The 26,977-nt window shown below is 57.6% G+C and carries 28 protein-coding genes and 1 tRNA gene; 13 read left to right on the top strand and 16 right to left on the bottom strand.

Annotation, left to right across the window (positions count from 1 at the left end):
* Positions 1-245: 245 nt before the first annotated feature.
* Positions 246-1,190 carry an Abi-alpha family protein gene (locus tag SHIM_RS10940; protein ID WP_054002679.1) on the bottom strand — a complete coding sequence of 315 codons (945 nt, stop codon included), beginning with the start codon at positions 1,188-1,190 and terminating at the stop codon, positions 246-248.
* 383 nt (positions 1,191-1,573) lie between these two features.
* Between SHIM_RS10940 and SHIM_RS10935 the strand changes: the two genes are divergently transcribed.
* Positions 1,574-1,792 carry a hypothetical protein gene (locus tag SHIM_RS10935; protein WP_054002678.1) on the top strand — a complete coding sequence of 73 codons (219 nt, stop codon included), beginning with the start codon at positions 1,574-1,576 and terminating at the stop codon, positions 1,790-1,792.
* Here the strand turns inward: SHIM_RS10935 and SHIM_RS10930 are convergent.
* Positions 1,789-2,127 (bottom strand): BrnA antitoxin family protein, encoded by a 339-nt coding sequence (locus tag SHIM_RS10930; protein ID WP_054002677.1) that lies wholly within the window; start codon positions 2,125-2,127, stop codon positions 1,789-1,791. The two genes, SHIM_RS10935 and SHIM_RS10930, sit on opposite strands and share 4 nt — an antisense overlap.
* Before the next feature lie 112 nt (positions 2,128-2,239).
* Positions 2,240-2,656 (bottom strand): acyl-CoA thioesterase, encoded by a 417-nt coding sequence (locus tag SHIM_RS10925; RefSeq protein WP_054002676.1) that lies wholly within the window; start codon positions 2,654-2,656, stop codon positions 2,240-2,242.
* Between the two features lie 88 nt (positions 2,657-2,744).
* On the opposite strand from SHIM_RS10925, the gene SHIM_RS10920 reads away from it, so the two are divergent.
* Complete coding sequence (locus SHIM_RS10920) at positions 2,745-3,896, top strand: geranylgeranyl reductase family protein (RefSeq protein WP_054002675.1); 1,152 nt, start codon at positions 2,745-2,747, stop codon at positions 3,894-3,896.
* 2 nt (positions 3,897-3,898) lie between these two features.
* Here SHIM_RS10920 and trxC read toward each other — a convergent pair whose 3' ends face one another.
* The 6 genes from trxC to SHIM_RS10890 form a co-directional block, all read right to left on the bottom strand.
* A complete protein-coding gene (gene trxC / locus SHIM_RS10915) occupies positions 3,899-4,330 on the bottom strand; it encodes a thioredoxin TrxC (RefSeq protein WP_054002674.1) in 432 nt (143 codons plus the stop codon).
* A gap of 125 nt (positions 4,331-4,455) precedes the next feature.
* A complete protein-coding gene (locus SHIM_RS10910) occupies positions 4,456-5,445 on the bottom strand; it encodes an ABC transporter substrate-binding protein (protein WP_054002673.1) in 990 nt (329 codons plus the stop codon).
* 112 nt (positions 5,446-5,557) lie between these two features.
* Positions 5,558-6,403 carry an ABC transporter permease gene (locus SHIM_RS10905; protein WP_054002672.1) on the bottom strand — a complete coding sequence of 282 codons (846 nt, stop codon included), beginning with the start codon at positions 6,401-6,403 and terminating at the stop codon, positions 5,558-5,560.
* A complete protein-coding gene (locus SHIM_RS10900; protein ID WP_054002671.1) occupies positions 6,403-7,275 on the bottom strand; it encodes an ABC transporter permease in 873 nt (290 codons plus the stop codon). The genes SHIM_RS10905 and SHIM_RS10900 overlap by 1 nt, the downstream gene beginning before the upstream one ends.
* A gap of 2 nt (positions 7,276-7,277) precedes the next feature.
* Positions 7,278-7,805: a hypothetical protein gene (locus SHIM_RS10895; protein WP_054002670.1), complete on the bottom strand. Its 528-nt coding sequence runs from the start codon at positions 7,803-7,805 to the stop codon at positions 7,278-7,280.
* A complete protein-coding gene (locus SHIM_RS10890; RefSeq protein WP_054002669.1) occupies positions 7,792-8,610 on the bottom strand; it encodes an ABC transporter ATP-binding protein in 819 nt (272 codons plus the stop codon). The genes SHIM_RS10895 and SHIM_RS10890 overlap by 14 nt, the downstream gene beginning before the upstream one ends.
* 17 nt (positions 8,611-8,627) lie before the next feature.
* On the opposite strand from SHIM_RS10890, the gene SHIM_RS10885 reads away from it, so the two are divergent.
* Positions 8,628-9,041: a cupin domain-containing protein gene (locus SHIM_RS10885; RefSeq protein ID WP_054002668.1), complete on the top strand. Its 414-nt coding sequence runs from the start codon at positions 8,628-8,630 to the stop codon at positions 9,039-9,041.
* A 10-nt stretch (positions 9,042-9,051) separates the two neighbouring features.
* Here the strand turns inward: SHIM_RS10885 and hydA are convergent, their stop codons facing one another.
* The 3 genes from hydA to SHIM_RS10870 are packed head-to-tail and all read right to left on the bottom strand — an operon-like array spanning position 9,052 to position 12,280.
* A complete protein-coding gene (gene hydA, locus SHIM_RS10880; RefSeq protein ID WP_054002667.1) occupies positions 9,052-10,509 on the bottom strand; it encodes a dihydropyrimidinase in 1,458 nt (485 codons plus the stop codon).
* Entirely contained in the window at positions 10,506-11,033 is a 528-nt protein-coding gene (locus SHIM_RS10875; RefSeq protein ID WP_054002666.1) for a hypothetical protein, read from the bottom strand. The genes hydA and SHIM_RS10875 overlap by 4 nt, the downstream gene beginning before the upstream one ends.
* Positions 11,030-12,280, bottom strand: a complete 1,251-nt coding sequence (locus SHIM_RS10870; protein WP_054002665.1) for a Zn-dependent hydrolase — start codon at positions 12,278-12,280, stop codon at positions 11,030-11,032. Before SHIM_RS10870 ends, SHIM_RS10875 begins: the two co-directional genes overlap by 4 nt.
* A gap of 152 nt (positions 12,281-12,432) precedes the next feature.
* On the opposite strand from SHIM_RS10870, the gene SHIM_RS10865 reads away from it, so the two are divergent.
* Together SHIM_RS10865 and SHIM_RS10860 are read left to right on the top strand one after the other, a co-directional pair.
* Positions 12,433-13,086, top strand: a complete 654-nt coding sequence (locus SHIM_RS10865) for a TetR/AcrR family transcriptional regulator (protein ID WP_054002664.1) — start codon at positions 12,433-12,435, stop codon at positions 13,084-13,086.
* An 82-nt stretch (positions 13,087-13,168) separates the two neighbouring features.
* A complete protein-coding gene (locus tag SHIM_RS10860; RefSeq protein ID WP_054002663.1) occupies positions 13,169-13,786 on the top strand; it encodes a TetR family transcriptional regulator C-terminal domain-containing protein in 618 nt (205 codons plus the stop codon).
* A gap of 221 nt (positions 13,787-14,007) precedes the next feature.
* On the opposite strand, the gene preA is transcribed toward SHIM_RS10860, so the two are convergent.
* Entirely contained in the window at positions 14,008-15,312 is a 1,305-nt protein-coding gene (gene preA, locus SHIM_RS10855; protein WP_054002662.1) for an NAD-dependent dihydropyrimidine dehydrogenase subunit PreA, read from the bottom strand.
* Between the two features lie 14 nt (positions 15,313-15,326).
* Positions 15,327-16,649 carry an NAD(P)-dependent oxidoreductase gene (locus SHIM_RS10850; protein ID WP_054002945.1) on the bottom strand — a complete coding sequence of 441 codons (1,323 nt, stop codon included), beginning with the start codon at positions 16,647-16,649 and terminating at the stop codon, positions 15,327-15,329.
* 443 nt (positions 16,650-17,092) lie between these two features.
* On the opposite strand from SHIM_RS10850, the gene SHIM_RS10845 reads away from it, so the two are divergent.
* Positions 17,093-17,299 carry a cold-shock protein gene (locus SHIM_RS10845; RefSeq protein WP_054002661.1) on the top strand — a complete coding sequence of 69 codons (207 nt, stop codon included), beginning with the start codon at positions 17,093-17,095 and terminating at the stop codon, positions 17,297-17,299.
* A 231-nt stretch (positions 17,300-17,530) separates the two neighbouring features.
* On the opposite strand, the gene SHIM_RS10840 is transcribed toward SHIM_RS10845, so the two are convergent.
* The gene (locus SHIM_RS10840) at positions 17,531-18,133 is read right to left on the bottom strand and encodes an arylesterase (protein WP_054002660.1); all 603 of its coding nucleotides are present in this window, start codon (positions 18,131-18,133) and stop codon (positions 17,531-17,533) included.
* Between the two features lie 84 nt (positions 18,134-18,217).
* Between SHIM_RS10840 and SHIM_RS10835 the strand changes: the two genes are divergently transcribed.
* Complete coding sequence (locus SHIM_RS10835; RefSeq protein ID WP_054002659.1) at positions 18,218-18,904, top strand: ABC transporter ATP-binding protein; 687 nt, start codon at positions 18,218-18,220, stop codon at positions 18,902-18,904.
* Positions 18,901-21,426, top strand: coding sequence for an ABC transporter permease (locus SHIM_RS10830; RefSeq protein WP_054002658.1), 2,526 nt, complete (start codon positions 18,901-18,903; stop codon positions 21,424-21,426). Before SHIM_RS10835 ends, SHIM_RS10830 begins: the two co-directional genes overlap by 4 nt.
* A 13-nt stretch (positions 21,427-21,439) precedes the next feature.
* Here the strand turns inward: SHIM_RS10830 and SHIM_RS10825 are convergent, their stop codons facing one another.
* The gene (locus SHIM_RS10825) at positions 21,440-22,027 is read right to left on the bottom strand and encodes a TetR/AcrR family transcriptional regulator (protein WP_054002657.1); all 588 of its coding nucleotides are present in this window, start codon (positions 22,025-22,027) and stop codon (positions 21,440-21,442) included.
* A 129-nt stretch (positions 22,028-22,156) separates the two neighbouring features.
* Between SHIM_RS10825 and SHIM_RS10820 the strand changes: the two genes are divergently transcribed.
* The 5 genes from SHIM_RS10820 (at position 22,157) to SHIM_RS10800 (ending at position 26,942) form a co-directional block, all read left to right on the top strand.
* A complete protein-coding gene (locus SHIM_RS10820) occupies positions 22,157-22,402 on the top strand; it encodes a hypothetical protein (protein ID WP_152926524.1) in 246 nt (81 codons plus the stop codon).
* A gap of 83 nt (positions 22,403-22,485) precedes the next feature.
* Complete coding sequence (locus SHIM_RS10815; RefSeq protein WP_054002655.1) at positions 22,486-23,784, top strand: homoserine dehydrogenase; 1,299 nt, start codon at positions 22,486-22,488, stop codon at positions 23,782-23,784.
* An 88-nt stretch (positions 23,785-23,872) separates the two neighbouring features.
* Positions 23,873-24,847 (top strand): class II fructose-bisphosphatase, encoded by a 975-nt coding sequence (gene glpX, locus SHIM_RS10810; RefSeq protein WP_054002654.1) that lies wholly within the window; start codon positions 23,873-23,875, stop codon positions 24,845-24,847.
* Between the two features lie 108 nt (positions 24,848-24,955).
* Positions 24,956-26,698, top strand: coding sequence for a single-stranded-DNA-specific exonuclease RecJ (recJ, locus tag SHIM_RS10805; RefSeq protein WP_054002653.1), 1,743 nt, complete (start codon positions 24,956-24,958; stop codon positions 26,696-26,698).
* A gap of 169 nt (positions 26,699-26,867) precedes the next feature.
* A tRNA-Glu gene (locus tag SHIM_RS10800) sits at positions 26,868-26,942 on the top strand.
* Positions 26,943-26,977 lie beyond the last annotated feature (35 nt).

Genomic DNA, 26,977 nt, shown 5'->3' with positions numbered 1-26,977 from the left:
ATTGACAGAACAAAAACACCCGCGCTCCGTCGCGGGTGTTCTCATTTCCCCACCTCAACACTGCCACCCCAAAGCCCGCAAAGCGGGCTTACGCGTCCGATCCGCCCCCAACGGGCGGGGGGCATGGCGTTGTTTTGACATGCTAAAACTTGAGTGCTGACGACACCAAAAAATTCATGGGAACACAACCACTGCCCTTGCCCGAATATCACCAGCACCCACTTTTCCAAAAACACGAAACCAACTTAGAAAAATTCTGGATCCACTATCGAAAGAAACACTTTCCCGAAATCGCTCAGCTCGAAATTGACCTTTGCTTCTTTGCCTTCCCTGAAAACAAAAACCTCACGATCCATCGACAAAAGCCTTTCAGATGCCCAATCTTCAAAATGCTCGCTTTGCCTATGAAGCTCCTGAAATGCAGCCTGGACTTGCTTGTCAAAGTCACGTTTTGAGTTAGAAACAAATAGTCCAGGATAACGTCTGTTAAAGAAGATCGAACTAGCTTTTTGTCCACCAAGTGGCTGAATTAAATGTAAAGCAATGAGTTGTGCCTTTGCTAGTTCACGAAAGGTACTATCTTCCATGCCTTGTTCCGCGATTATCCCCGCTACTTCATTTTTGAATTCAATTTCATCATCGTGAAGCCTGCGCCGAAATTCGTCCACTTTTCCTGCTTCTTCTTTTTGTTCGAGCTCTCCTTCCCGAAAAGAGTTGAGTTTAGCAATCCTAGCGTCGTTGAAATCCGACAACTTTTCATCCACATCAACAATTAGCTTGAGAAGTCGAGCGTCAAATCCAGACATTGTCGACAGTGTAGATGACACTCTTTGCGACGTTTCTTCGGACGTGTTTCCGCGCAAGGCGTTTGCAAGCAATCCACCCCACATTGATTGAAGGTTGGGCTCGTCGCATTTGCTAGCCCCTTCAAAAACTCGATAAAGTTCACCGTCTGGAAGCGCTTGCAAATTAGCTGTAGAAATGCCATTCGAATTGAGGATTCGCCAAGTTTTTTCAAGCGAATTGACTAAGTTTCGTTGTCGCCACAATTTCACCCTATCGCCAATCAATCCGCCCCAAACATCAGTGACTGTCGATCTAATTCCATCGCCCGCTCCTCCTGATGCGGCTTTCACAATCTCAACGACCGCTTGAGAGGGAAGAACTGGCAATGGGTTATCTTCGTTCATACTCAATCCTAAGCTGTGAATTAGCTTAGAAGATAGAAGTAGTGACTAGTGAATCAAAGCCCAACTTTGACGAAATGGGTAAAACTCCTGGTGCGAGTAAATGTCAGGCCATCGCCCGCGCTCCCCGTCGCACCAAAGGTGCGCCGTTTATTGATGGCACGCCTCCGGCGCGACGGGAGGGCGATCTTGCTCCCGCTGCACCACAAACCACTGGCAATCATCTTGCCCCCCCAAGCCATTCTCCGCCCACTCCCCTCCCAAACCGGCAACCTCCCGCCGCTCCCGCGCCTCGGCACCCTCTCGCCTCGCCAGCGCCCCATTTCCGCCCTATTTCCCCGACAAGGTTAATGTGTGCAATCCAATCAAATGGCGGAGTCCCTCCAATGGCCCTGATCCTGTTCTTTGTCGGAAGTTTCCTAGGCATTATCGTTGCCGCCGTGCAGACGCTGTTTCACAACGCGACCCTGTGGCAGGCTTTTGGCACCTACTGCACCTTCTCCCTCGCGATCCCGTTCTTCGTTGGCCTGCTGGCCTATGCGCTTTCCAATCTGCGTTCGATGGACGATGAAACCGAGTCTAACTACGGCATGAACAAAGCCTAACGCCGCGCCGCGAGCGCCTTTTCCAGACGCAGCTCATCCGCGATTTTCATCTGTGCCCACGTCGCCAGCAAACGGTTGATGCGGGCGTGATAGCCTTTGCCCATCGCGCGGTAAAACTTTGCCACCGACTGATCCAGATACAAGGTCACCTTTTCCTTCGGCTCCTCCACGTCCAGATCGGCCTCAAGCGTGTGCCACGCCTCGGGGATGTCCTCCCGCAATGCCACTGGAAGCCAGCTTTCAGAATTCAGCAACAGCATATTGCGCGCCAGTTTGGCCTGCGCCAGCTTTTGGGTTTTGGTCAACGTTTTGGTCTGTGGTTTTGATCCGGTCATCGGCAAATCTCCATTGCTGATGACTCTCGCAAATGGCGTTTAGGACGCCCTAAACGCACCGCGCGGCGGCACCTACGCGATGCAGCCGCAATACCGACGCGATACAGACAGCCTATTCAGTGGGCCAGATCTCATCTTCCGGCGGCACCGGACGTGGGTTTCCGTGCTCATCAATGGCCACATAGGTGAACACCGCCTCCGTCACTTTTTCATAAACACCACGCCGGTGCCGAAACGCCCAGGCCTCGATCCGAACGCCCATAGAGCTGCGCCCAACCCGTTCAACCCACGCCCAAACGCACAGAATATTGCCAACTTTCACGGGGCGAATGAACTTCATCGCATCCACCGCCACAGTCGCCACACGCCCCTTGGCCCGCTGCCCCGCAACGATACCCGACGCGCTGTCCATCTGGCTCAGAACCCAACCACCGAAAATGTCGCCGTTGATGTTCACATCCCGCGGCATCGCCGACACCCGCAAGGTCGCCTCACCCTCCGGTCTTTTCTCCTCGCGCTGATCGGTCATGCTGGTTCCTCTTCGCTGATCACCCCTATCGTAACCCTCTGGCGTCGCGGGCGAAAGCTGGTAGAACCACGCGTAATCAGGAGAGCCCATGTCTGACTTCGACATCATCGTCATAGGCGCCGGACCTGCCGGCAGCGCGGCCGCGGCTTGGGCCGCAAAACACGGCGCGCGCGTCGCCCTTGTCGACAAGGCCACCTTCCCGCGCAACAAGCTCTGCGGCGGGCTGTTTACCGAACGCAGCAGGCGCTATTACCGTGAAATCTTCGGGCAAGATTTCGATCTTACCCAAGCGGTCACCCGCCACGACATTGCCTTTTGGCATGAAGGTTCAGAGCTCGCCGTAATACGCGACATCCCGCCCCTGCATCTGACCATGCGTCTGGACCTCGACGATACATTATTTCGCCACGCCCTCGATGCCGGTGCCGTCGACTTCTCTGGTCGCTCTATCGCGCAACTTTCTGAAAACTCTATGAGTTTCAAGAATGGCGAAACCCTCACAACTGATATCCTGATCGGCGCGGACGGGGTGAACTCCATTGTCGCCAAACATCTTTTCGGCGCCGCCTTTGACACCGAAACAGTTGGATTTGGTCTCGAAATTGAATTGTCTGAAGTCACTCAAAACCCGGGCAAAAATCAACTTCGGATCGACTTCGGTGCCGCGTCATGGGGCTATGGGTGGTCCTTCCCGAAGCAGCATTCCACCACAATCGGCGTTGGCGGATTGCGTGCACCCAATCCGAACATGAAAACGCATATGCGTCACTATCTCGAAGCTCTTGGATTGGACCCTGACGCGGTCAAGTTCAAAGGCCATCACTTGCCGTTCGGCGACTTCCGTAAGACCCCGGGTCGCGCCAATATTGTCCTCGCTGGCGATGCGGCTGGCCTTGTGGACCCGATCACCGGCGAGGGCATCGCATTTGCCATGAAAAGCGGCCAGATCGCCGCGCAGTCTGCTCTGGATGCCTTGGCCGCTGGCGCGCCGGAAACCACGCTTACCCGCCACAAAATGGGCCTGCGCGACATGCATAAAAACCTGCGCATTGCCTGCACTTTGCGCCGGATCATCTTTGCCCCTCGATGGCAAAAAACCTTTACTGAAACCTTCCGCAGATCGAAAACCGTTCGTGTGATGTACATGCGGCTTCTGGCTGGCGAGTTGGAGTACCCGCAACTCGCGCGCGCTGTATTGGCACGCCTGCCCCGCTACGTGGTCAACGCGTTTCGACGCTGACATCACACAGATTTTTTTACCCAATTCACAATCGCCGACTTGGGCATTGCACCGGCTTGGCGCGCACGTTCCTTTCCATTTGCAAAGGCCGCGATCGTCGGAATTCCGCGTATCCGGAATTTTGCACCCGCATTGGGATGTGCCTCGGTATTAAGCTTCACCAATCTTACGGCGCCCTTAAATTCTTGCGCCGCTGATTGATATTGCGGCGCCATTTGCTTGCACGGCCCGCACCAAGGCGCCCAGAAATCAACCACCAAAGGCACGTCATCCGTTCGGGCCGCTTTCTCGAAAGTCGCAAGATCCACTTCGGCCACTTTGCCGCTCATCAGGCCGGTTCCGCAGGTGCCGCACTTCGGCCCCGCACCCAATTTTTCAAAAGGCACGCGATTGATCTGACCACATTCAAAACAGGTGAGTTTCTTGCCCGCCATATCTGCCTCCACATTTCAATATTCGATATTTCATATATGTATTCTTGCGCGCCTGTATACCCTGGCTTCAAAAGAAAAGGCCGGACACATGGCCCGGCCTTTTCCAATTTCACCGATTTGGAAAATCAGTTCAGAGCTTTGTCCGTAATCGCATGTGTCCATGCGCCTTCGGGCTTGGCAGTGATCACCGGATCAGAGCCACCAGACATCAGGCTGCTGACCGTGCGGTCATAGTCTGCCGGATCAAGTGCGCCGTTGCTGCCAGCAGTCAGCTTGGCAACTTCGCCCATCATGCGGATCTGGTGCTCTTCTGTCTGAGCGCCGGTCGCATCGTTGTCCAACACGATCATTGCCGCATCTTTCGGGTTCTCTTCGGCCCACTTCCAGCCTTTCATCGACGCGCGTACGAAACGTACCATTTTGTCCTCAAAGGCGGGATCTGACAGGTTTTTCTCCAGCACATACATGCCGTCTTCCAGTGTCGCGACACCTTGATCTTCGTACTTGAACACCACCAGATCGTCGGGGCTCAGGCCCGCGTCGATGATCTGCCAATACTCGTTATAGGTCATGGTCGACACACAAGCCGCCTGACCTTGAAGGATCGGATCAACGTTAAAGCCCTGCTTGAGCACGGTTACACCGCCCTCCGAACCATCTGTCGCCAGACCCAGTTTGCTCATCCAGCTCAGGAACGGATATTCGTTGCCAAAGAACCAGACACCCAATGTCTTGCCAGCAAAATCCTCTGGCGAAGAGATCCCCGCGTCCTTGCGACAAGTCAGCATCATGCCAGAGCTTTTGAACGGCTGCGCGATGTTCACCAACGCCAGACCTTTTTCACGGCTGGCCAGTGCCGACGGCATCCAGTCCAGAACCACGTCGGCTCCGCCACCTGCGATCACTTGCGCAGGCGCGATATCAGGGCCACCGGGCTTGATGGTCACGTTCAGGCCTTCAGCTTCATAAAAGCCCTGATCCTGCGCCACATAGTAGCCTGCGAACTGGGCTTGCGTGACCCACTTCAGTTGCAGCGTTACGTCATCTGCGGCCTGTGCCACGCCGGCGGCCAAAACCGCTGCGCTGGCGAGGGCTGTTTTCAAAAATGTCTTCATCTTCAGTCTCCTAGCTGGTCATTTTGTTTTGATTTTTGTTATCGCGCCGTCTGGTGCGGCACCTCTTTATGCAAACCCACCCGCTCCCCGGATGGTCTTGAATTCCAATGTCTTAGCGGTCCTTCCTCTGACTTGGGTGCCAGAAAGTCACCGCCTTCTCCAAAAGCGCAACGCCACCATAAAACAGCGATCCCGCTAATGCGGCCACCACGATCTCAGCCCAGACCATATCAAGCGCCAACCGGCCCACCTCGGTCGAAATCCGAAAGCCCATGCCTTTGATCGGGCTTCCAAAGAACTCGGCTACAATCGCGCCGATCAACGCCAATGTTGTCGATATTTTTAGCCCATTAAAAATGAACGGCATCGCCGCTGGCAAGCGCAGTTTCATCAACGTCTGCGGATAGTTCGCCGCATACGTCCGCATCAGGTCCCGCTGCATGTGGTTTGTGGCCTGCAGCCCCTCAACTGTGTTCACCAGCATCGGGAAAAACACCATAATGACAACCACCGCCGCTTTGGATTGCCAATCAAAGCCGAACCACATGACCATGATCGGGGCCATGCCAATGATCGGCAACGCGGCCACAAAGTTGCCCACAGGCAACAAACCACGCTGCAAAAACGGAAAGCGGTCAATCGCGACAGCTGTCAGGAACGCCGCGCCGCAGCCGATGATGTATCCAGACAAGGCGCCTTTGATCGCCGTCTGCACAAAATCCGCCCAAAGTGTCGGGATCGATGTGGCAAACGTCACCGCAATCACAGAAGGAGCGGGCAGCAGAACCGGATTGATCTCAAATCCCCGCACCAGACATTCCCAAATGAAAATGAGCGTCAGGCCGAAAATGGTCGGCACTGCCAAAGATATCGCGCGCGACGGCGGCAGCGACGACAACCAAACGTTGACACGCCACGCCACAAGCCAGCCAATAAGCCCTGCAAATAGCCACACCATCACGCCATCCCCATCCGTTTGAGAACCACTTTCTGGATCATTCCGATGATGCCAACCAGTGTCGCCGCCAACACAGCCGCAGTGATCAGAGCGCTCCAAATCTGGATTGTTTGACCATAATAACTCCCGCCCAAAAGACGTGCGCCCAATCCGGCCACAGCCCCTGTCGGCAGTTCACCAACTATGGCACCCACCAGCGACGCTGCCATCGCGATTTTCAAGGACGGGAAAAGGAACGGCATCGACGACGGCAGGCGCAGCTTCCAGAATTCCTGCCCTTTGCTCGCCGACCAGGTTTTCATCTGATCCACCATCATATGATCCGGACTGCGCAGGCCTTTGACCATGCCGACCACAATCGGGAAGAACGAAAGATACATTGATATTATGGCCTTAGGCAGCAGCCCCGAAATGCCGATGGCATTCAAAACCACGATGATCATCGGCGCAATCGCGAGGATCGGAATGGTCTGGCTGGCAATCACCCACGGCATCACACTCATATCCATCGTGCGGTTGTAAACGATCCCAACCGACAGCAGGATGCCAAAGCCCGTGCCCAGCGCAAAGCCAAGCAGCGTGGCGCTCAGCGTGATCCAACTGTGGTAAATCAGACTGCGCTTGGAAAACGCGCGGCCTTTGGCGACCATAGCACCCGTGGTTTTCCAAATTTCCGCGCCCACTTGATGCGGCGGCGGCAACTTGGGCTTCTTCTGAGCCATCGTGTCGGCGATCAGCTCTTTGGTGGTCAACTCAATGCCCGCCCGCTGCGCTTTGTCATGGGCCCAAGGCGCGTTCAACGCGACCGACCCCGCATACCAAAGCGCAAAAATCGCCGCGACGACGGTGAGAATGGGAAAGAGGTTTTTCATATTCAGTCCACCACCGTTACCGGATGCACTAGGGTCAATTTCTCACGTGTTTGTGTGTCCGTCACCTCAAGTACCAAACCAAAAGTGCCCGACGGATCGACCTTCTCGAACACAATTGTAAAATCGGCTAGCCCCGCGTCTGTAAAGCCGTCGACTTCAGCATTCGACTTCCTAGAGCACCTTTGTCTCTTTCCAACGTTTCCTTGGCGCCCATCCGGCGCGCGCAATTTCGGCAGGCACCTGAAACGTCGCCCCGCCGCCTCACTTTGAGGCACCCCGATCGCGACCACAAAACGAACCACCTGGCCCCTTTTCACTTTAACCGCCTTGGGAAAAGTCCGTGTTTCCGAATACCCCACGTTTTGATACGGGTCGCCGCCGCTTTCGACGCGCGCATCCAGTTTTAGGACAACATCGCCAAGCTTCCCGACTGTCTCTGCTCCAGCATCCGAAGCATAAAAAGCGTGTCCTAAAATCAAAAACAGGAGCAGTCCCGCGAGTCGTATCGACAAAAGCTTAGTCATCGCCATGCCCCGCCCGCAGACCATCACGCACACGATGGGCAATCTCGATGAATTCCGGACTGTCGCGAATATCCAATGGCCGTTCTTTGGGTAACGGGCTTTCGATTACATCCGCAATCCGCCCCGGACGCGGGCTCATCACCACGATCTTGGTCGACAGATACACCGCCTCGGGGATCGAGTGGGTCACAAACCCAATCGTCTTATTGGTCCGCGCCCAAAGGTCTAGCAGCTGTTCGTTCAGGTGATCACGTACAATTTCGTCTAGCGCCCCGAATGGTTCATCCATCAGAAGGATGTCGGCATGAAACGCCAAGGCCCGTGCAATAGACGCCCGCTGCTGCATCCCACCTGACAATTGCCATGGGAATTTGTTCTCAAACCCTTCCAGATGCACCAGATCAAGCACGTCTTTGACCGCGGCATCCTGCGCCGCGCGGTCCATGCCCATGATCTCAAGCGGCAAGCGAATGTTGCCGCCAATCGTGCGCCACGGATAGAGCCCCGCATGCTGAAACACATAGCCATAGGCCCGCGCCTCTCGGGCCTCACGTGCGCTCACACCGTTGACGGTGATCTCACCCGCTGTGGGTTGTTCCAGATCGGCCATGCAGCGCAGAAATGTGGTTTTGCCACAGCCCGACGGCCCGATGAAGGAGACAAAATCCCCCTTGTTAATCTCAAGGTTAATATCCTTGAGCGCATGCACCGGCCCGTCGTTTGTCTGAAACGTCAGGCTCAGGTTTTTGGCGCTGATCACGCTTGACACACCGCTCTCCACTTCTCTGATAGTCTTATTGTATTTACCCATTGCGGGAAGGAGCCCCCATGTCGACGTCCATGCCCACCACCTGTCAAAAGCTGCGCCTTGGCGAAACCTATGAAGGCAAACAAGGGTTTAGTTATTTTCAAGGCATTGCCCGTGAAACCACCGGATCGCAGGCAATCTGTATGCACATGCTGCGCATTCCGCCCGGCGGTCGCGCCAACGCCCATATGCATGAAAGCCACGAAACCGCGATTTATGTGATTGAAGGCGAAGCGATCATGTATTGGGGCGAAAAGCTCGAAAACCTGATGGAAACCAACGCGGGTGATCTGATTTACATTCCCGCTGGCGTGCCACACCTGCCAATCAACTCTGGATCGCGTGAAGCGGTCGCAGTCATCGCCCGCACCGACCCGCACGAACAGGAAAGCGTAAAGCTTTTGCCCGAACTTGAGGATTTGGTGCCGCAATGACCGCATTTCCCTAGACCCCCGTCGCCGGAATACCCGATCGCTTCACTGGCTGCGGCGCGCTCAGCTCTTTCCAGGTAGACAGCGCCTTGTTCACAGTGGTGTTGGCCTCCCGCGCCACAAACTTGCCGTGGCCTTCCTGCGTGCGGATTTCGCCATCGTGTACAGCTACATGACCCCGTGTCAGCGTAAAGCGTGGCAGGCCTTTGACCTCATGGCCTTCAAACACGTTATAATCAATCGCCGACTGCTGGCTGGCGGCCGTAATCGTCTTGGACTTCTCCGGATCCCAAACCACAAGGTCCGCATCTGCCCCCACAAGAACCGCGCCCTTTTTCGGGTAACAGTTCAGGATTTTGGCGATGTTGGTCGAGGTCACCGCGACAAATTCGTTGGGCGTCAAACGCCCCGTCGCCACACCCTGCGTCCACAACATCGGCAAACGATCCTCAAGACCGCCAGTGCCATTCGGGATCTTGGAGAAATCGCCAACGCCAAAGCGTTTCTGCTCGGTTGAGAAGGCACAGTGATCCGTTGCAACAACACTCAGGCTGCCGGACTGAAGACCCGCCCACAGGCTGTCCTGGTGTTTCTTGTTGCGGAACGGCGGGCTCATCACGCGTCGCGCGGCATGGTCCCAATCGGCGTTGAAATACTCGCTTTCATCCAGCGTCAAATGCTGGATCAACGGCTCACCCCAAACGCGTTTGCCCTGCATCTTGGCGCGTCGGATGGCCTCATGCGCCTCCTCGCACGATGTGTGCACCACATAAAGCGGCACGCCCGCCATATCGGCAATCATGATCGCACGGTTGGTGGCTTCACCTTCCACCTGTGAAGGCCGCGAATAGGCATGCGCCTCTGGGCCGGTGTTGCCTTCGGACAGCAACTTTGCAGTCATCTCAGCAACCACATCGCCGTTCTCGGCATGCACCATGGCAATCCCGCCCAGCTCGGACAGGCGGTTGAACGAGGCAAACAGCTCATCGTCATTCACCATCAACGCGCCTTTGTAGGCGAGGAAGTGTTTGAACGTGTTGATCCCGCGTTGCTTGATCACCGTTTCCATGTCGTTGAAAACCTGCTCGCCCCACCATGTCACCGCCATGTGGAAGGAATAATCACAGTTTGCGCGGGTCGATTTATTGTCCCACCGCTTGATCGCATCCATCAGGCTTTCGCCTTGGTTGGGCAGACAGAAGTCCACCACCATCGTGGTGCCCCCCGCAAGCCCTGCCCGCGTGCCGCTCTCGAAATCATCGGTGGAATAGGTGCCCATGAACGGCATTTCGAGGTGCACATGCGGATCAATCCCGCCCGGCATCACGTAACAACCGGTCGCATCCAGTTCCTCGTCGCCCTTCAGGCCTTTGCCGATCTCGATGATCACACCGTTCTCAACCAGCACATCCGCCTCATAGGTCAGATCTGCAGTCACTACGGTGCCGTTTTTGATAACCTTGGTGGTCATAGTGCTTTCTCCCTGGGATTATGAGGCTTTTCTCCGCCCTTTAGGTGACTGATTTCCATTTGATTTCTGACCGATCGACGATCAGCCTCAATGCTTTGACGATATGCAAGCCAGGCAATCAGCAGCCCAGCGGCAGTAAAAACGGCTCCCATTCTTGTAAGCCACTTCACCTCCCGCCTCTCGCTATTGATCGCTTGGTCACGCGCAAACTCGACGGCACGCGTAAGCAACCGACTTGCCTGCTCTTCCGCTAAGTCGCCACAGTCGTTATTCTGGCACAGAGTTCCCAAAATCTGCTGGTTGAGAAGCTCCTTCCGGCTGAGTTTCTCGAACTCCTCCCACAACGCATTTGCTTGGTCTTCAATGCTCTCCGGAACCCAGCTAGCTCCTCCATCGCCGCACGCCCAACCGCAGCCGCTGTCTGAACCAGCACCCCAGACGCCACCGTCGCCGTCACTCGCACCAAAGGCCGATACAGAAACGCCAACAAGAGATAAAATAAGGGAGAGAAGAAAGGGCTTCACTCCACAATCTCCGCCGTCTCCAGCACAGCGTGCATCAACACATCAGTCCCTGCCGCCGCCCAGTCTTTGGAAATCTCTTCAGCTTCGTTGTGGCTCAACCCGTCCACACAAGGACACATCACCATCGCCGTCGGCGCCACCTGATTGATCCAGCAGGCATCATGCCCCGCGCCGGAAATCAGGTTACGGTGACTATAACCAAGCCGTTCCGCCGCTGAACGCACAGCGCTCACACAGGTTTCATCAAATTTCACCGGATCAAAGCCGCCGACCTTTTCAAAGGAAATCGTCAGCCCCATCTGGTCCGCGATTTTCTGCCCTTCGACACGCAGCCGCGCTTCCATATCTTCGATCACAGAAAGCTCAGGTGACCGGAAATCAACGGTGAACACCACTTTGCCGGGGATCACGTTGCGCGAGTTCGGGTAAACATCGATGTGACCCGCCGCCCCCACCGCATCCGGTGCATGGCTCCAGGCGATGTCATCAACTTTTTCAAGAACGCGGGCCATCCCCAGCCCGGCGTTCTTACGCATTTTCATCGGCGTTGAGCCGGTATGCGCGTCCTTACCCTCGATTGTCACCTGCGTCCAGCTGAGCCCCTGACCGTGGGTGACCACGCCAATCTCTTTGCCTTCGGCTTCCAGAATTGGCCCTTGTTCAATGTGCAATTCAAACATTGCGTGCATCTTGCGCGCGCCCACTTCTTCGTCGCCACGCCAGCCGATCCGCTTCAGCTCGTCCCCGAACTTCAACCCTTCTGCATCTTCTCGGTCATACGCCCAGTCTTGCGTATGAATGCCCGCAAACACACCGGATGACAGCATCGCAGGCGCATACCGCGTGCCTTCTTCGTTGGTCCAGTTGGTGACCACAATCGGGTGTTTGGTTTTGATGCCAAGGTCTTTCATCGTGCGCAGCACTTCCAGACCGCCAAGCACGCCCAGCACACCGTCATATTTGCCGCCAGTCGGCTGCGTATCCAAATGCGAACCCACATAAACCGGAAGCGCTTCGGGATCGGTCCCCGGATATGCGGCAAACATATTGCCCATCTGGTCCAGCCCCATGGTGCAGCCAACGGCCTCGCACCAAGATTGGAACAACGCGCGACCCTCGCCGTCTTCATCCGTGACGGTCTGGCGATTGTTGCCACCTGCCACGCCGGGGCCGATTTTGGCCATCTCCATCAGACTGTCCCACAGCCGATCCGCATTCACCTTCAGGTTTTCTCCGGGTGCACCCATCTCATCACTCCCTATATCTGGCCCAGGCATTCACCTTCTCGGGCCGCCCCTGCCGAGGGGCTATTGATCTCACGGCCATCCTGACCGTATGGTCAAGTTCAGACGACCACACCCTGACCAACCGGTCAAGATTTTTTAGCAAAGCGATTTTGATGCCAGATCACCAATCTTCGTCCGCAAAAGCCAGCAGCAAGAAAATGCGCCGCCAGGAAGCTGAGGCGCTCATTTTGTCAGCAGCAGAAAAAGTCTTCGCCGAGGCGGGGTTTGGCGGGGCCACGATGCAGCTGATCGCCGACATGGCAGGATTGCCCAAAGCTAACCTGCATTACTACTTTCCGACCAAGGAAACCCTTTACCGCCAAGTGGTGCAAAACATCTTTCAGATTTGGCTGCAGGCCGCAGACATCTTTGATCAAGCCGATGGTCCAGCCGAAGGCATCGGCGCCTATATCGACGCCAAGATGGAGATTTCCCGCCGCCATCCCGAAGGCTCCAAAGTTTGGGCCGCCGAGGTGATGCACGGCGCGCCCGTCATTCAAGACTATTTGGAAACCACTCTGACTGAGTGGACCAATGGACGAATCTCTGTGATTGAACGCTGGATTTCTGAGGGTCGCATGGACCCGATTGACCCGCGCCATCTGCTCTACATGCTTTGGGCGACCACACAGCACTATGCGGATTTCGGCCATCAGATTGAAACCCTCAACGGCGATACCGCACTCAGCGACGCACAATGGAACGCGGCCAAGTCCAGCGTAAAAGGCATCATTCTCAAAGGCATCGGCGCAAAAGACCACGTCTGACTGCGTTTAGCGTGCCGACCTATCTGGACAGAGAGCACTTGCCTGCACTAGCTTGCCAATGACCGCCCAAAGAAGGTGAAAAATGACCGAGGCTTCCGCACGCAAACCCAGCCGCATCCAGTTGCGCAATCGCAAAATAATCATTGAGGCGGCGCTGGATGTCTTCTCCCGGTACGGCTATCGCGGCGCCACGCTGGATCAAATTGCAGAGCAAGCCGGGCTCTCAAAACCCAACATCTTGTACTATTTTGACGGCAAAGAAGACATTCACGTGCAGCTGCTCAATCAGCTGATGGAAAGCTGGTTGGACCCGCTGGAACATATGGACCCCGAAGGCGATCCATTGACTGAAATCCTCGGCTATGTGCGGCGCAAAATGGAGATGACCCGCGCCTTTCCTCGTGAAAGCCGCCTGTTTGCCAATGAAATCCTACAGGGCGCACCTCGTATGGAGCCGCACCTCGAAAGCGGATTGAAGCCTCTGTTTGATCGCAAGACCGCAGTGATTCGCAGCTGGATGGCACAGGGTAAACTTGCCCAAGTTGATCCGCGTCATCTGATCTTTTCGATCTGGGCCACGACACAGCACTATGCGGATTTCGATGCTCAGGTGAAGGTTCTTATGCCCGAAGACGAAAACGCACTGGACGGCGCTGAGATCTACATTGAAACGCTGTTCACCAAACTTTTGACGCCATAGCTCGACAAGGCGCGTCCGGCTTCTTCTGACTTTCTGCGAAAGACATCAAATGTTGGGTCAGGCTCAGCTCTTTGTGGCGTGCGTCAGCACATCTCAAAAGGGGCAGGAGCGCCTCGTCAAAGAAAAACCCGTCGCGACAAGCCATCGCGACGGGTTTCTCTCAGGGACGGGAGAGCCCCCTTGCGCAGGCGGGGAACAAATCCTCCTGCGCAGATTTTGACTTACTCGGCGGCCTTGGCCATCGGGTTGTTGGGATGCTGCGTCCAGTTGCCGTAGTCCGCAACAACCGGTGTACCGGTGCGTTCGTCCATGTCACCTGGTTCCAGCGTGCGCATGGTGATGCAGCCCTCGACCGGGCAGACATTGACGCACAAATTGCAGGCCACGCACTCGTCGTTCTTCACGGTGAACACGCGGTCCTCGCTCATGGCAATCGCCTGGTGGCTGGTGTCTTCACATGCCGCATAGCAGCGGCCGCAGCTGATACAGTCGTCCTGATTGATCTCGGCTTTGGTGATGTGGTTAAGGTTCAGATACTGCCAATCGGTCACGTTTGGCGTCGCCATGCCGACAAAATCGGCAGTGCTTTCATAGCCTTTTTCGTCCATCCACTGGCTGAGACCAGAGATCATTTCCTGAACGATTTTAAAGCCATAGGTCATCGCCGCCGTACAGACCTGCACATTGCCCGCGCCGAGCGCCATGAACTCTGCCGCGTCGCGCCAAGTGGTGATACCACCAATACCAGAGATCGGCAGACGCGCCGTCTCGGGATTGCGGGCGATCTCCGCCACCATGTTGAGTGCAATGGGCTTTACCGCAGGACCACAATAACCGCCGTGTGTGCCTTTGCCGTCAATCATTGGCTCCGGGCTCATCATGTCGAGGTTCACATTGGTGATTGAATTGATCGTGTTGATCAAACTCACCGCATCCGCCCCACCGCGCAACGCCGCCTCAGCGGGGCGCAGGATGTTTGTGATGTTGGGCGTCAGCTTCACAATCACCGGCAAATCGGTGGCTTCTTTACACCAGCGCGCGACCATTTCGATGTATTCTGGCACCTGACCAACCGCAGAGCCCATGCCGCGCTCCGCCATACCGTGCGGACAGCCAAAGTTCAGCTCAAACCCGTCACAGCCGGTTTCCGCAATCATCGGCAAGATGCGCTTCCACTCGTCTTCTTCACAGGGCACCATGACCGAGGCGACAACCGCATGGTCGGGATAATCCCGCTTCACGCGCGCCATTTCCTCAAGGTTCACCTCAAGTGGACGGTCGGTGATCAGCTCAATATTGTTAAGCCCCAACAACCGTCGGTCCGCGCCAAAGATTGCCCCATATCGCGGGCCATTGACGTTCACCACAGGTGGGCCTTCGGAGCCCAGAGTTTTCCAAACAACTCCGCCCCAGCCCGCCTCAAAGGCGCGGCGCACGTTGTATTCTTTGTCCGTCGGTGGCGCGGACGCCAGCCAGAACGGGTTGGGGGATTTGATCCCTACGAAATCACTTTGAAGATTGGCCATTTGCTTATCTCCTCCTACGCCGACAAGTGGGCGTTGATGTCTTCGGCCGCATCGCGGCCCTCGGCAACAGCTGTCACAGTCAAGTCATCGCCACCCGTGGCGCAATCGCCCCCGGCCCAGATGCCCTCAACTGACGTACGTCCTGTTCCGTCCACAGCGATCTTTCCACGCTCCAGATCTGGCAAACCATCGCCTTCCAGCGTTTGGCCAATTGCCTTGAACACCTGATCCGCAGGCAAACGCACGGTTTGGCCCGTGGGTTTCAAATCGTCGTCTGTGTATTCAAACTCGATCTCGCGCACCGCGCCATTGCCGATCACCGCTTTGGGCGACGCATTGGTGATGATCCGCACGCCACTGGAAGCTGCCAAATCCTGTTCGAATTCCGACGCATTCATCCGGTCTTTGCCACGGCGATAGACCAGCGAGACATTCAGCGCGCCCAGAAGCTTGGCCTGCACCGCCGCATCCACAGCGGTCATACCGCCGCCGATCACGACCACATCGCGCCCAATCGGCAACGTTCCAAGCTCTTTGGCCTGACGCAAGTCCGCGATGAAATCGACTGCATCATCAACGCCGTCTTTGTCTTCGCCGTCCACGCCCAGCGCGTTTACACCGCCAAGGCCAATGCCAAGAAACACCGCATCGTTTTCAGCTTGCAACGCATCAAGCGACAGCCCGTCGCCAAGCGCCTTGCCCGTTTCAACAGTAATACCGCCGATCTTGAGCAGCCAGTCGACCTCACGCTCCGCAAAGCTGTCGACCGATTTATAAGCCGCGATGCCAAATTCGTTCAGGCCACCAGCCTTTGCCCGCGCGTCATACACGGTCACGTCATGACCGTATCCCGCCAACCGGTGCGCCGCTGACAAACCAGCAGGACCCGCGCCGACCACGGCAATCTTTTTACCAGTCGCCTCAGCGCGTTCAAACGGGTGCTCCCCCGTGTCTACCAACACATCAGTCGCAAACCTCTGCAACCGGCCAATCTCAACCGGCTTGCCCTCGGCGACCTCACGCACACAGACCTCTTCGCAAAGAGTTTCCGTTGGGCAGACCCGCGCGCACATGCCACCCAGAATGTTCTGGCTGAAAATCGTCTTGGCCGCAGCTTCCGGTGTTCCTGTTGAAATCTGTCGGATGAACAACGGAATATCGATGTCCGTTGGACAGGCCGTCATACACGGCGCGTCATGGCAAAAATAACAACGATCCGCCGCGACAAGCGCTTCATGATCGTCAAGACGGGGATGCAAATCCCCAAAGTTCTCGGCAAGTTCCGCAGGCTTTAAACGACCCGACTGGATACCTTCGCTGAACGGTGTGTTGGACATGATACCTCCCCGTACACCCTGTTTGGCTATTGACCTCAAGCTGACACAGGTCTTTTGACCAATCAATAAAAATTTTGACCGCACGGTCAAAACATTTGCAATGGCGGAAAAAACAGCACCTTCCCATGAGCTTGCAAATTCAATGTGCAACTCGAAAACACGCCGAAAATTCGCAACAATCCTGCTGTTTCTAGCAGCTTCAAAACAAGTCGAAGACTGCTGGGCCACTGAAATCGCATGACAAAACCATAAAATCTGTAGTTTTTTGGCCTGTAAACTGCCCCCACGTCACAAAGACTCTTGCTTTATTCAAATCCTCTGGTCTGATGGTCCCTGCGAAGTTTCTATTATCGACCATCTGCTCCTAAACGGCTCAGTCTCTCGATCAAGATACACGCCGAGTTGTCGCATGCTGCGGACAGCCCAATTTAAGGAGAACGACGATGGCGACTGGCACCGTCAAATGGTTCAACACCACCAAAGGCTACGGCTTCATTGCGCCTGATGATGGCGGCAACGATGTGTTCGTGCATATTTCAGCAGTAGAACGTTCCGGCCTGACCGGCCTCGCGGACAACCAGAAAGTCAGCTTCGAGTTGCAAGAAGGCCGGGATGGCCGTCAGAACGCGACCGATCTGTCCCTGATGTAAAAACCAAAATTTACGTTGTTTTGAAAGGCGGCCTTTGGGTCGCCTTTTTTGTGTGTTGCCACCTAAGACGCGACCCAATCCACATCGGCGGCCTCTTGAACCGCCAGAAGCCCACTCAGACCGGGCACCATCAGCGGTCCGACATTTTAGTTTGGTGCAGATGTCACCTTGGCGATTTGCGCCAAGACACGCGCACCACAGCACACCACACCGCCGCACGCCATGTCGAGCCTACTCGATCTTTGCCGCCAAGATCTGCACATATGGTCCCAAGACTTCTACAATCCTCACCACGCCGTCTTTGTTGGGATGAATGCCATCCGGCTGCATAACCGTTGCCAACTGGTTTGTTGGCACATCCCGCAGCCCTGCAAAGAAATCCGGCGCGAGCGCGACGTCGAACTCAGCGGCAAGCGTTCCATACATACTGTCAAACGCGGCCTTATACTCGACGCCAAAATTGTTTGGGGCGGTCATACCAACCAACAATACATCCACATCTGCGATCGCTGCCGCCTCAAGAATGCCTGCAAGGTTGGCCTTGCTCAGCGCTGGATCAATCCCGCGCAGCACATCGTTTCCGCCAAGTGCCACGATCATCGCATCCACATCCGGCCCCAACGTCCAGTCAACCCGCGCCAACCCGCCTTGCGTTGTGTCACCCGACACTCCGGCGTTCTGCAGCTCAACCTCAACACCCGCTTCCTTCAGCCACGCCGACAGCTGCGGCACAAACCCATCGCCCTGTGGCAAACCGTATCCATGGGTGAGGCTGTCGCCCAATGCGGCGATCACTACAGGCTCCGCTAACACGGGCGCGCTGCCCAAGCTCATCAAAATGCCTATTGCCAATGCCTTGTTCCGGCCCCCGACAAGCCCATATAGAGATGAAAGATTTTTCAACAGGCAGCCCCCATAATGACATCCGTTCTTACCCTCAAAGATGCCACTTTGGCGCTCGATAGCAATGCCGGACGGGTGGAAATCCTCAACGGGATCACACTAGACGTTCACAAAGGCGAGACTTTGGCACTGGTTGGCCCGTCGGGTTCGGGGAAATCCTCGCTCTTGATGTTGATGGGCGGGCTGGAACGCGCAACGTCAGGCAAAATCACTGCCCTTGATCAAAACCTGTCGCAAATGTCCGAAGATGCCTTGGCAAAATTCCGACGAGAGCACATGGGTGTCGTCTTTCAGAACTTTCACCTGATCCCGACAATGACAGCGCTGGAAAACGTGGCGACCCCACTGGAACTCGCCGGTCGCAAAGACGCGATGGCGCGCGCCCGGGTTGAACTGGATGCCGTAGGCCTGTCGCATCGCGCCGATCACTACCCCAGTCAACTTTCTGGCGGCGAACAACAGCGCGTTGCGCTGGCGCGCGCTTGCGCACCGTCGCCGCAGATCCTGTTGGCAGACGAACCCACAGGCAACCTCGATCAGGCCACCGGAGAGGTCATAATGGACCTGTTGTTTGACCTGCACGAAAAACGCGGAACCACCTTGGTTCTGGTGACCCACTCCAACGATCTCGCTAACCGCTGCGCCCGCACAGTGCGCTTGCGTGACGGCGTGATCGCGCCTCAGGCCGAGGCCGCTCAATGAGCCTTACCACCGCTGCCCGCCTAGCCCGCCGCGAAATCCGGGGCGGTCTGCGTGGTTTCACCGTGTTTTTGGCATGTCTCGCGCTTGGCGTGGCCACCATTGCCGCCATCGGCTCGGTGCGCGCGGCCATCGAAACTGGTCTTGCCAACGAGGGCGCTGCGCTTCTTGGCGGCGATGCAGAGATGAGCTTCACCTACCGACGCGCCACCGACGTCGAACTGGCGTGGATGGGCGACAATGCGCAAGACAGCTCAGAGATCATCGATTTTCGATCTATGGCCGTGGTGCCGCGTGGCGACGACGCCGAGCGCGCCCTCACTCAGGTCAAAGCCGTCGACAATGCTTATCCTTTGATTGGCTCCGTCGCTTTGCAACCGGACATCCCCCTCGCAGACGCGCTCGCCGGCAAAAACGGTCTGCCAGGGGCCGTGGTCCAAGGATTGCTGGTGGATCGGCTCGGCCTGACGCTCGGCGACACATTCAAACTTGGCGCACAAGAATTTGTGCTGACCGCCCGCTTGATGCGCGAACCTGACAGCTCCGGCGGCTTTGGTCTCGCGCCTCGGACGATTGTGACCATTGACGGGCTCGGCACCTCCGGTCTTCTCGCACCAGGCACGCTTTTTGAAAGTCGCTATCGTCTTGTTTTGCCGTCAACAACCGACCTCGCAACCCTCAGCGCGGATGCCACGGAAAAGTTCGAGAGCACCGGCCTGCGCTGGCGTGACAGCCGCAACGGCGCGCCGGGCCTCAGCCAGTTTGTCGACCGCTTCGGCGCTTTCCTGATCCTTGTCGGATTGGCTGGGCTGGCCGTTGGCGGCGTCGGTGTGTCCACGGCAATCCGCGCCTTTCTCGCCCGCAAAACGGAAACCATCGCCACGCTGCGCAGCCTTGGGGCCACGCGCCAAGTGATCTTTGCAACCTACTTTTTGCAAATCGGCATGGTCGCAGTCGTTGGCATCGCTTTCGGACTTTTGATTGGCGCACTTGCCCCGATCCTGCTGGCGCCGTTTATTCTCTCGGTCCTGCCGTTCCCCGCTGAATTCACGCTTTATCCCCTGCCCCTAGCGGAGGCTGCACTTTACGGGGCGCTCACCGCAGCAATCTTCACCCTGTGGCCGCTTGCCCGCCTCGAAGACGTGCGGCCTACCCAACTTTTCCGCGACGCCATGGCGGCCCGTGCCTCTCTTCCCGCGCCTCGATATCTGATCGCAGTGGGCGCGCTTTTTGCAGCTTTGCTTCTCGCCGCCTCACTGCTGTCGGGATCAACGCGGCTTACTCTGTGGTTCGCGGCTGGCGTGGTGGTCGCGATGGTCTTTCTCAGCCTCGCAGCCCTGGGGTTACGCGCCCTTGTGCGCACGCTCGCACCTCGTTTGCGCACCCAACCTGCGTTGGCTTGGGCGCTTGCTGCAATCGGCCGCGCCAGCGAAGCTGCGACGCCCGTGGTTCTATCTCTGGGCCTCGGCCTGTCGGTTCTGGCCACGGTTGGTCAAGTTGACGGCAACCTGCGCAACGCCATCGCACGCGACCTTCCTGATGTGGCGCCATCGTTTTTCTTTGTCGACATCCAACGCGACCAAATGCCGGATTTCTCCGCGCGTCTTGCAGCCAATTCCGAGGTCACAAAGGTCGAAAGCGCGCCCATGTTGCGCGGCATCATCACTCGCATCAATGGCCAGCCCGCGCGCGAGGTGGCGGGCGATCACTGGGTGATCGAAGGCGATCGCGGCGTGACATATTCCGCCGGCGTGCCCGAAAACACCAAAATCACCGACGGCACGTGGTGGCCCTCTGACTACATGGGCGAGCCACAAATCAGCTTCGCCGCCGAAGAAGCCGCGGAAATGGGCGTCGCCCTTGGGGACACCATGACCGTCAACGTTCTGGGCCGCGACATCACCGCCACTGTCACCAGCTTCCGCGAAGTGGACTTCTCAACCGCCGGTATGGGCTTCATCATTGCGATGAACCCATCCGCGCTTGCAGGGGCGCCACACAGCTTCATCGCCACAGTTTATTCTTCAGCCCAATCTGAGGCCGCAATCCTGCGCGAGCTGTCCAGCGCGTTTCCCAACATCACCGCCATCCATATCCGCGAGGCCGTGGGACGCGTCTCCGACCTTGTGGCGCAGCTTGCCAACGCTACAACCTACGGCGCGGCGGCAATTTTACTAACTGGCCTTCTGGTCATCATCGGCGCGGCAGCCGCTGGCCAGCAAGGCCGTACCTATGAGGCCGCGGTGCTGAAAACCCTTGGCGCCACTCGAAGCCAGATCCTGCGCAGCTTTGCACTGCGCGCTGCGCTCTTGGGATTTGCGGCCGGAATCGTGGCGCTAGCGGTTGGTGTCACCGGCGGTTGGGCTGTGATGACATTTGTCATGGAAAGTGAGTTTGAGGTGATCTGGCCCAACGCGCTTGTCGTGGTGGGCACGGGACTTCTGGCCAATCTGATTGCGGGTCTGGTTTTTTCTCTTCCTTCCCTCGCCGCACGCCCCGCACGCATTTTGCGCGCACGCGACTGAGGGGCGTGATCGGTCAGGCGCCCACGGATTTTCGCACCATATCCCAGTAAATTTGCTCAACCTCAGTAAGAGACAACCGGCCGCCTTCGCGAAACCATGTGTTGACCCCGGTCAACATGGCAATCACCGCCATCGTCGCCAGCTTGGAATCCGCCACCTGGAACACACCCTCGGCGACACCGCTGCGCAGGATCTCTTCCAGTTGGTCTTCGTAAGCACGGCGCAGCTCCTCGATCTTTTCGAAATTCTCGGCGCTCAGATTGCGAAGCTCCATATAAGCGATGAAAACTTCCTCAGGCCGCTCCGAGTGAAACCGGATGTGAAACCGCGTAAAAGCCTCAAGTGCCTTGAGCGGAGACTGCGAGCCAGGCAAATCGGCCCGCGACGCCAACAGCTCGCCCATATGCGCGTTCATCAGATCAAACAAAAGGCTCTGCTTATCTGGCGTATAGTTATAAAGCGCCCCGGCCTGCACGCCCACGTCCCGCGCAATTTGGCGCATCGAGACCGCAGCAAAGCCGTGTTGTGCAAACAGCGCCAGCGCCGCCGCGCGCACCCGCGGGCCAGTAATATCGGAATGTGAACCTGTTGTACGTGCCATCTTCTTTAGTTAACTGAACAGACGTTCTTTTAAAACCCCTTCTGGTCCACATCCCTCTGGTTTCCATCTATTGTCGCGCCCCAAGGCATGCGCCATAGTGTGACAAAATCCAAATCACCGCAGGCCCGCATGCCCCGCCTTCTTACCCGCCCTATTCTGATGACACTGACCTGCACAGCCTTGCTTGGGTGTGGACAGTTTCCAGATGTGGTTGGCGAAGTGGATGACGACATTGCCAAGGCGCCTTATCCGTTGATCTTGCCAAACACCGAGGCTCTGGTGGCGGAAACCCCGCGCCTGCATTCCGGGAGCGACGACGCACTTGACGCCCGTGAACGGCGCCTGCGCAGGCGGGCGCAGAACTTACTGGAATAGATCCGCTCAGCGCGTTGCACCGTCCCGCTGAACAAGCTAAACGGCAAGCACCACCAAACCAGATTTGCAAGGAGACTTCGCCGATGACCACTTCCCCGCGCCCGCCATTGCGTCTTGGCATCGCCGGGCTTGGCACCGTCGGTGTCGGCGTTGTTAAAATCGTCCGCCAAAAGGCCGACCTGCTGGCCCGCCGCACCGGTCGTCCGATTGTGATCTCCGCAGTTTCTGCGCGCTCCCGCGACAAGGATCGCGGCGTCGCGCTGACCGGCTATGCCTGGGAAGACGATCCTGTTGCATTGGCCAAACGCGACGACGTCGATGTCTTTGTCGAACTGATGGGGGGCGATGATGGCCCTGCCAAGGACGCCATTGAGGCCGCTATCGCGCTTGGCAAAGACGTGGTCACCGCCAACAAGGCGCTTTTGGCCCACCATGGTCAGGCGCTCGCGGAAGCTGCCGAGGCGAAAAACGCCGTGATCCGGTTCGAAGCGGCGGTCGCCGGTGGTATTCCGGTGATCAAGTCCCTGACCGAAGGGCTTGCCGGCAATGAAATCAGCCGCGTGATGGGCGTGATGAACGGCACCTGCAACTACATCCTGACCCGAATGCAGGACGCGGGTCTGCCCTATGACGAAGTTTTTGCCGAAGCCGACGCGCTTGGCTATCTGGAAGCTGATCCAAATCTTGACGTTGGCGGCATCGACGCCGGCCACAAGCTGTCCCTGCTGTCCGCGATCGCCTTTGGCACCCGCGTGGATTTTGACGGTGTCGCGCTTGAAGGTATTCAGCGTATTTCGATTGAAGACATCAATCAGGCCGCGGAACTGGGCTACAAAATTAAACTTCTGGGTGTGACCCAGATGACCGGTCGCGGCCTAGAGCAACGCATGTCGCCATGTCTGGTGCCAGCAGACAGCCCACTGGGCCAACTTCAGGGCGGGACCAACATGGTTGTGATCGAAGGCGACGCGGTTGAGCAAGTTGTGCTGCGCGGCCCCGGTGCCGGCGAAGGTCCTACGGCCAGTGCAGTAATGGGTGACGTCTGCGACATCGCGCGTGGCTTCCGCCTGTCGACCTTTGGCGTGCCTGCAAACGATCTTGTCGTCGCCAAAAGTGCACAGTCAAACTCGCCCGCGCCCTATTATCTGCGCCTTGCGCTTGAGGACAAACCCGGCGCGATGGCCAAAATCGCTACGGCGCTTGGCGACAACGGCATCAGCATCGATCGCATGCGTCAGACACGTCACGATGATGCCCATGCGCCGGTTCTGATCGTCACCCACAAGACACAACGCAGCGCTCTGGATCAGGCCATCGAAGCCATGCGTGTTTCGGGTGTCGTGGCATCTGATCCCGTTGCCCTTCGTATTGAAACCGTTTGATTTACAAGGCCCGCAAGCCCCTTCGGGCTTGTGAGCCAGCCCCCCCTGCGCTATTCGATCCGCAGGACCAGCACATAAGGATTTTTCCATGTCTCAAAAGCCGGAATTTCACGATCGTATGCTGTCGCTCGGCCTCGCACGGGTCGCCGAACAAGCCGCAATCGCCTCCGCCGCTCTGATCGGCAACGGCGACGAAAAGGCTGCTGACCAAGCTGCTGTGAACGCCATGCGTGAACAGCTCAACCTGCTCGACATCGCAGGCGTTGTGGTGATCGGCGAAGGCGAACGCGACGAAGCGCCAATGTTGTTTATTGGCGAAGAAGTTGGCACCGGCAATGGTCCCGGCGTCGACATCGCGCTGGACCCGCTGGAAGGCACCACGCTGACCGCCAAGGACATGCCCAACGCATTGACCGTAATTGCGATGGGCCCGCGCGGCTCGATGCTGCACGCGCCTGACACGTATATGGACAAGCTGGCGATTGGCCCGGGCTACCCCAAAGACGTAGTGTCGCTGGAAATGTCGCCGCGTGAACGCGTTGAAGCGCTGGCCGCCGCCAAAGGCTGCGCAACCTCCGACATCACGCTTTGCATTCTCGAACGCCCTCGCCACGAGGCAATGATTGCCGAAGTTCGCGCCACCGGCGCCTCGATCCGTCTGATCACAGACGGTGACGTGGCTGGTGTCATGCACTGTGCCGAAGCCGAAGAAACCGGCATCGACATGTATATGGGCCAAGGTGGTGCACCCGAAGGCGTTCTCGCCGCAGCCGCATTGAAATGCATGGGTGGCCAAATGTGGGGTCGCCTCTTGTTCCGCAACGATGACGAACGCGGCCGCGCCGCCAAGGCAGGCATCACCGATCTCGACCGCGTCTATGCGCGCGACGAAATGGTGACACAGGACGTTATCTTTGCCGCAACCGGCGTGACCGGCGGCTCGCTGCTGCCCGCGATCAAACGCACACCCGGCTGGATCGAGACCGAAACACTACTGATGCGGTCCAAATCAGGCTCCGTGCGGCGCATGACCTATCGCGCACCGGTCGATCAAACGTCCTGATCGCGACTTGATTACAGCGCCGGAAACGGCTCTGATACATAGGGCTGCGACGCCCCGACATCGGCCCGCCTCTTTTGGCGGGCCTTTGCATACCAAGAAGGCCACACAATGAGCGATTTTCTGGATGTCTCCGAAAGCCTGACAGGGCGGCGGTGGGTTGGCCCGGCGGTAGAAACCACCCGCGCGGCCGAGCAGATCGCGCAAGACACCAACTTGCCGCCCGCATTGTGTGCGGTGCTGGCGCGCCGCGGTGTAACCCCGCAAGAGGCGCCGACCTTTCTGGACCCCAAACTGGTGGACCTGCTGCCCGATCCGCATTCGATCAAGGATATGGACACCGCCGCCGCACGGTTCTTGCAAGCCGTGAAGTCCAAACAGCGCATTGCCGTGTTTGCCGATTATGACGTGGACGGCGGTACGTCGGCCGCGCTCCTGATCACTTGGCTGCGCGCCATGAACATGACCGCAACGCTTTATGTGCCGGACCGCATCGACGAAGGTTATGGCCCCAACGAGGACGCCATGGCTGCGTTGGCCAAGGACCACGACCTGATCATCTGCGTGGATTGCGGCACGCTGTCTCACGGCCCGATTGCTGCCGCCAAAGGCGCGGATGTTGTTGTGCTCGACCACCACCTTGGCGGTGAAACCCTGCCTGATTGCGTTGCGGTGGTGAACCCCAATCGTCAGGACGAAAGCGGCGATCTTGCGCATCTCTGCGCGGCCTCGGTTGTGTTTTTGATGCTGGTAGAGGCCAACCGCCAATTGCGCAGCGACGGCGCGAAAGGCCCTGACCTGATGTCGATGCTCGATCTTGTCGCGCTCGGCACAGTGGCCGATGTTGCGCCGCTGATTGGCGTGAACCGCGCTCTGGTGCGACAGGGCCTCAAGGTGATGGCAAAGCGCGCGCGCGTCGGCGTTGTGGCGCTTTCTGATGTCAGCCGCATGGACAGCGCGCCCAACACCTACCACCTCGGCTTTCTGCTCGGCCCGCGGGTGAATGCTGGTGGCCGCATCGGCAAGGCTGACCTTGGTGCGCGACTGCTCTCCACCGCCGATGAACAAGAGGCCCGCGCCATTGCCGACCAACTTGATCACCTCAACACCGAACGCCGCGACATCGAGGCCGCCGTGCGCGCCGCCGCATTGGCACAGGCCGAAGAACGCGGGCTTGACGCGCCACTTGTTTGGGCCGCTGGCGAAGGCTGGCATCCGGGCGTCGTCGGCATCGTGGCCTCCCGCCTCAAAGAAAACACCAACCGCCCGGCCATTGTTATCGGCCTTGATGGCGACGAGGGCAAAGGCTCCGGCCGATCTATTTCCGGCGTAGACCTTGGCGCTTCCATCCAGAAACTCGCCGCCGAAGGTTTGCTAATCAAAGGCGGCGGGCACAAAATGGCCGCCGGACTGACCGTGGCGCGCGATCAGCTGGAGCCCGCAATGGCGCGGCTCTCAGAGCTTCTGGCCAAACAAGGCGCTGGCGACGCGGGCCCTGCTGATCTGAAACTCGACGGGCTCCTGATGCCGGGCGCCGCCACCGTCGATCTCCTGCAAGACATCGACAAGGCCGGCCCGTTTGGCGCTGGTGCACCCGCGCCGCGCTTTGCCTTTCCCGACGTTGAAATCCGCTTTGCCAAACGTGTGGGCGACAGCCATCTCAAGGTCACCTTTGGCGACGGGTTTGGCACGCGCCTCGACGCGATCTGCTTTGGTGCTTTTGACACCCCAATGGGGGCGGCACTCGAATCACACGGCGGTGCCCGTTTCCACTTTGCAGGCCGACTTGAAATCAATACTTGGGGCGGCCGCCAAAGCGTTCAACTCAGACTTGAGGACGCCGCGCGCGCCTGATTTGGCGCCAGTCTCGTCTCGATAAACCCAAATACCTTGGGGGAATCGTGGCTCTGCTGCGCTGGCGGCAACATGCCCTTGCCTGGCCCGGCGAAAAATCACACTGCGGGTAATATTTGCCCTTGCGCAGAACCCCGCCATTCACTAGATACGCCTCACGCTTCGGCACGGCCCGTTCGTCTATCGGTTAGGACGCCAGGTTTTCAACCTGGAAAGAGGGGTTCGATTCCCCTACGGGCTGCCAGTCGAAGCCGGTTCTCCGGACATCAGCTCCACCCG

This window comes from Shimia sp. SK013, assembly GCF_001292625.1.
GTDB lineage: Bacteria > Pseudomonadota > Alphaproteobacteria > Rhodobacterales > Rhodobacteraceae > Shimia.
This window is presented reverse-complemented; position numbering and strand designations above follow the sequence as displayed.

Excerpts from the sequence above, each read along its gene's own strand:
- SHIM_RS10830 (WP_054002658.1), top strand. The coding sequence starts at position 18,901 with ATGAGCCTTACCACCGCTGCCCGCCTAGCCCGCCGCGAAATCCGGGGC.
- SHIM_RS10900 (WP_054002671.1), bottom strand. The coding sequence starts at position 7,275 with ATGAAAAACCTCTTTCCCATTCTCACCGTCGTCGCGGCGATTTTTGCG.
- SHIM_RS10845 (WP_054002661.1), top strand. The coding sequence starts at position 17,093 with ATGGCGACTGGCACCGTCAAATGGTTCAACACCACCAAAGGCTACGGC.
- SHIM_RS10815 (WP_054002655.1), top strand. The coding sequence starts at position 22,486 with ATGACCACTTCCCCGCGCCCGCCATTGCGTCTTGGCATCGCCGGGCTT.
- preA (WP_054002662.1), bottom strand. The coding sequence starts at position 15,312 with ATGGCCAATCTTCAAAGTGATTTCGTAGGGATCAAATCCCCCAACCCG.
- SHIM_RS10905 (WP_054002672.1), bottom strand. The coding sequence starts at position 6,403 with ATGGTGTGGCTATTTGCAGGGCTTATTGGCTGGCTTGTGGCGTGGCGT.
- SHIM_RS10870 (WP_054002665.1), bottom strand. The coding sequence starts at position 12,280 with ATGGGTGCACCCGGAGAAAACCTGAAGGTGAATGCGGATCGGCTGTGG.
- SHIM_RS10920 (WP_054002675.1), top strand. The coding sequence starts at position 2,745 with ATGTCTGACTTCGACATCATCGTCATAGGCGCCGGACCTGCCGGCAGC.
- SHIM_RS10910 (WP_054002673.1), bottom strand. The coding sequence starts at position 5,445 with ATGAAGACATTTTTGAAAACAGCCCTCGCCAGCGCAGCGGTTTTGGCC.
- SHIM_RS10935 (WP_054002678.1), top strand. The coding sequence starts at position 1,574 with ATGGCCCTGATCCTGTTCTTTGTCGGAAGTTTCCTAGGCATTATCGTT.
- SHIM_RS10890 (WP_054002669.1), bottom strand. The coding sequence starts at position 8,610 with ATGGGTAAATACAATAAGACTATCAGAGAAGTGGAGAGCGGTGTGTCA.
- SHIM_RS10835 (WP_054002659.1), top strand. The coding sequence starts at position 18,218 with ATGACATCCGTTCTTACCCTCAAAGATGCCACTTTGGCGCTCGATAGC.
- SHIM_RS10940 (WP_054002679.1), bottom strand. The coding sequence starts at position 1,190 with ATGAACGAAGATAACCCATTGCCAGTTCTTCCCTCTCAAGCGGTCGTT.
- SHIM_RS10840 (WP_054002660.1), bottom strand. The coding sequence starts at position 18,133 with ATGAGCTTGGGCAGCGCGCCCGTGTTAGCGGAGCCTGTAGTGATCGCC.
- SHIM_RS10865 (WP_054002664.1), top strand. The coding sequence starts at position 12,433 with ATGCCAGATCACCAATCTTCGTCCGCAAAAGCCAGCAGCAAGAAAATG.
- SHIM_RS10930 (WP_054002677.1), bottom strand. The coding sequence starts at position 2,127 with ATGACCGGATCAAAACCACAGACCAAAACGTTGACCAAAACCCAAAAG.
- SHIM_RS10820 (WP_152926524.1), top strand. The coding sequence starts at position 22,157 with ATGCCCCGCCTTCTTACCCGCCCTATTCTGATGACACTGACCTGCACA.
- SHIM_RS10885 (WP_054002668.1), top strand. The coding sequence starts at position 8,628 with ATGTCGACGTCCATGCCCACCACCTGTCAAAAGCTGCGCCTTGGCGAA.
- recJ (WP_054002653.1), top strand. The coding sequence starts at position 24,956 with ATGAGCGATTTTCTGGATGTCTCCGAAAGCCTGACAGGGCGGCGGTGG.
- trxC (WP_054002674.1), bottom strand. The coding sequence starts at position 4,330 with ATGGCGGGCAAGAAACTCACCTGTTTTGAATGTGGTCAGATCAATCGC.
- SHIM_RS10925 (WP_054002676.1), bottom strand. The coding sequence starts at position 2,656 with ATGACCGATCAGCGCGAGGAGAAAAGACCGGAGGGTGAGGCGACCTTG.
- SHIM_RS10895 (WP_054002670.1), bottom strand. The coding sequence starts at position 7,805 with ATGGCGATGACTAAGCTTTTGTCGATACGACTCGCGGGACTGCTCCTG.
- glpX (WP_054002654.1), top strand. The coding sequence starts at position 23,873 with ATGTCTCAAAAGCCGGAATTTCACGATCGTATGCTGTCGCTCGGCCTC.
- SHIM_RS10860 (WP_054002663.1), top strand. The coding sequence starts at position 13,169 with ATGACCGAGGCTTCCGCACGCAAACCCAGCCGCATCCAGTTGCGCAAT.
- hydA (WP_054002667.1), bottom strand. The coding sequence starts at position 10,509 with ATGACCACCAAGGTTATCAAAAACGGCACCGTAGTGACTGCAGATCTG.
- SHIM_RS10850 (WP_054002945.1), bottom strand. The coding sequence starts at position 16,649 with ATGTCCAACACACCGTTCAGCGAAGGTATCCAGTCGGGTCGTTTAAAG.
- SHIM_RS10825 (WP_054002657.1), bottom strand. The coding sequence starts at position 22,027 with ATGGCACGTACAACAGGTTCACATTCCGATATTACTGGCCCGCGGGTG.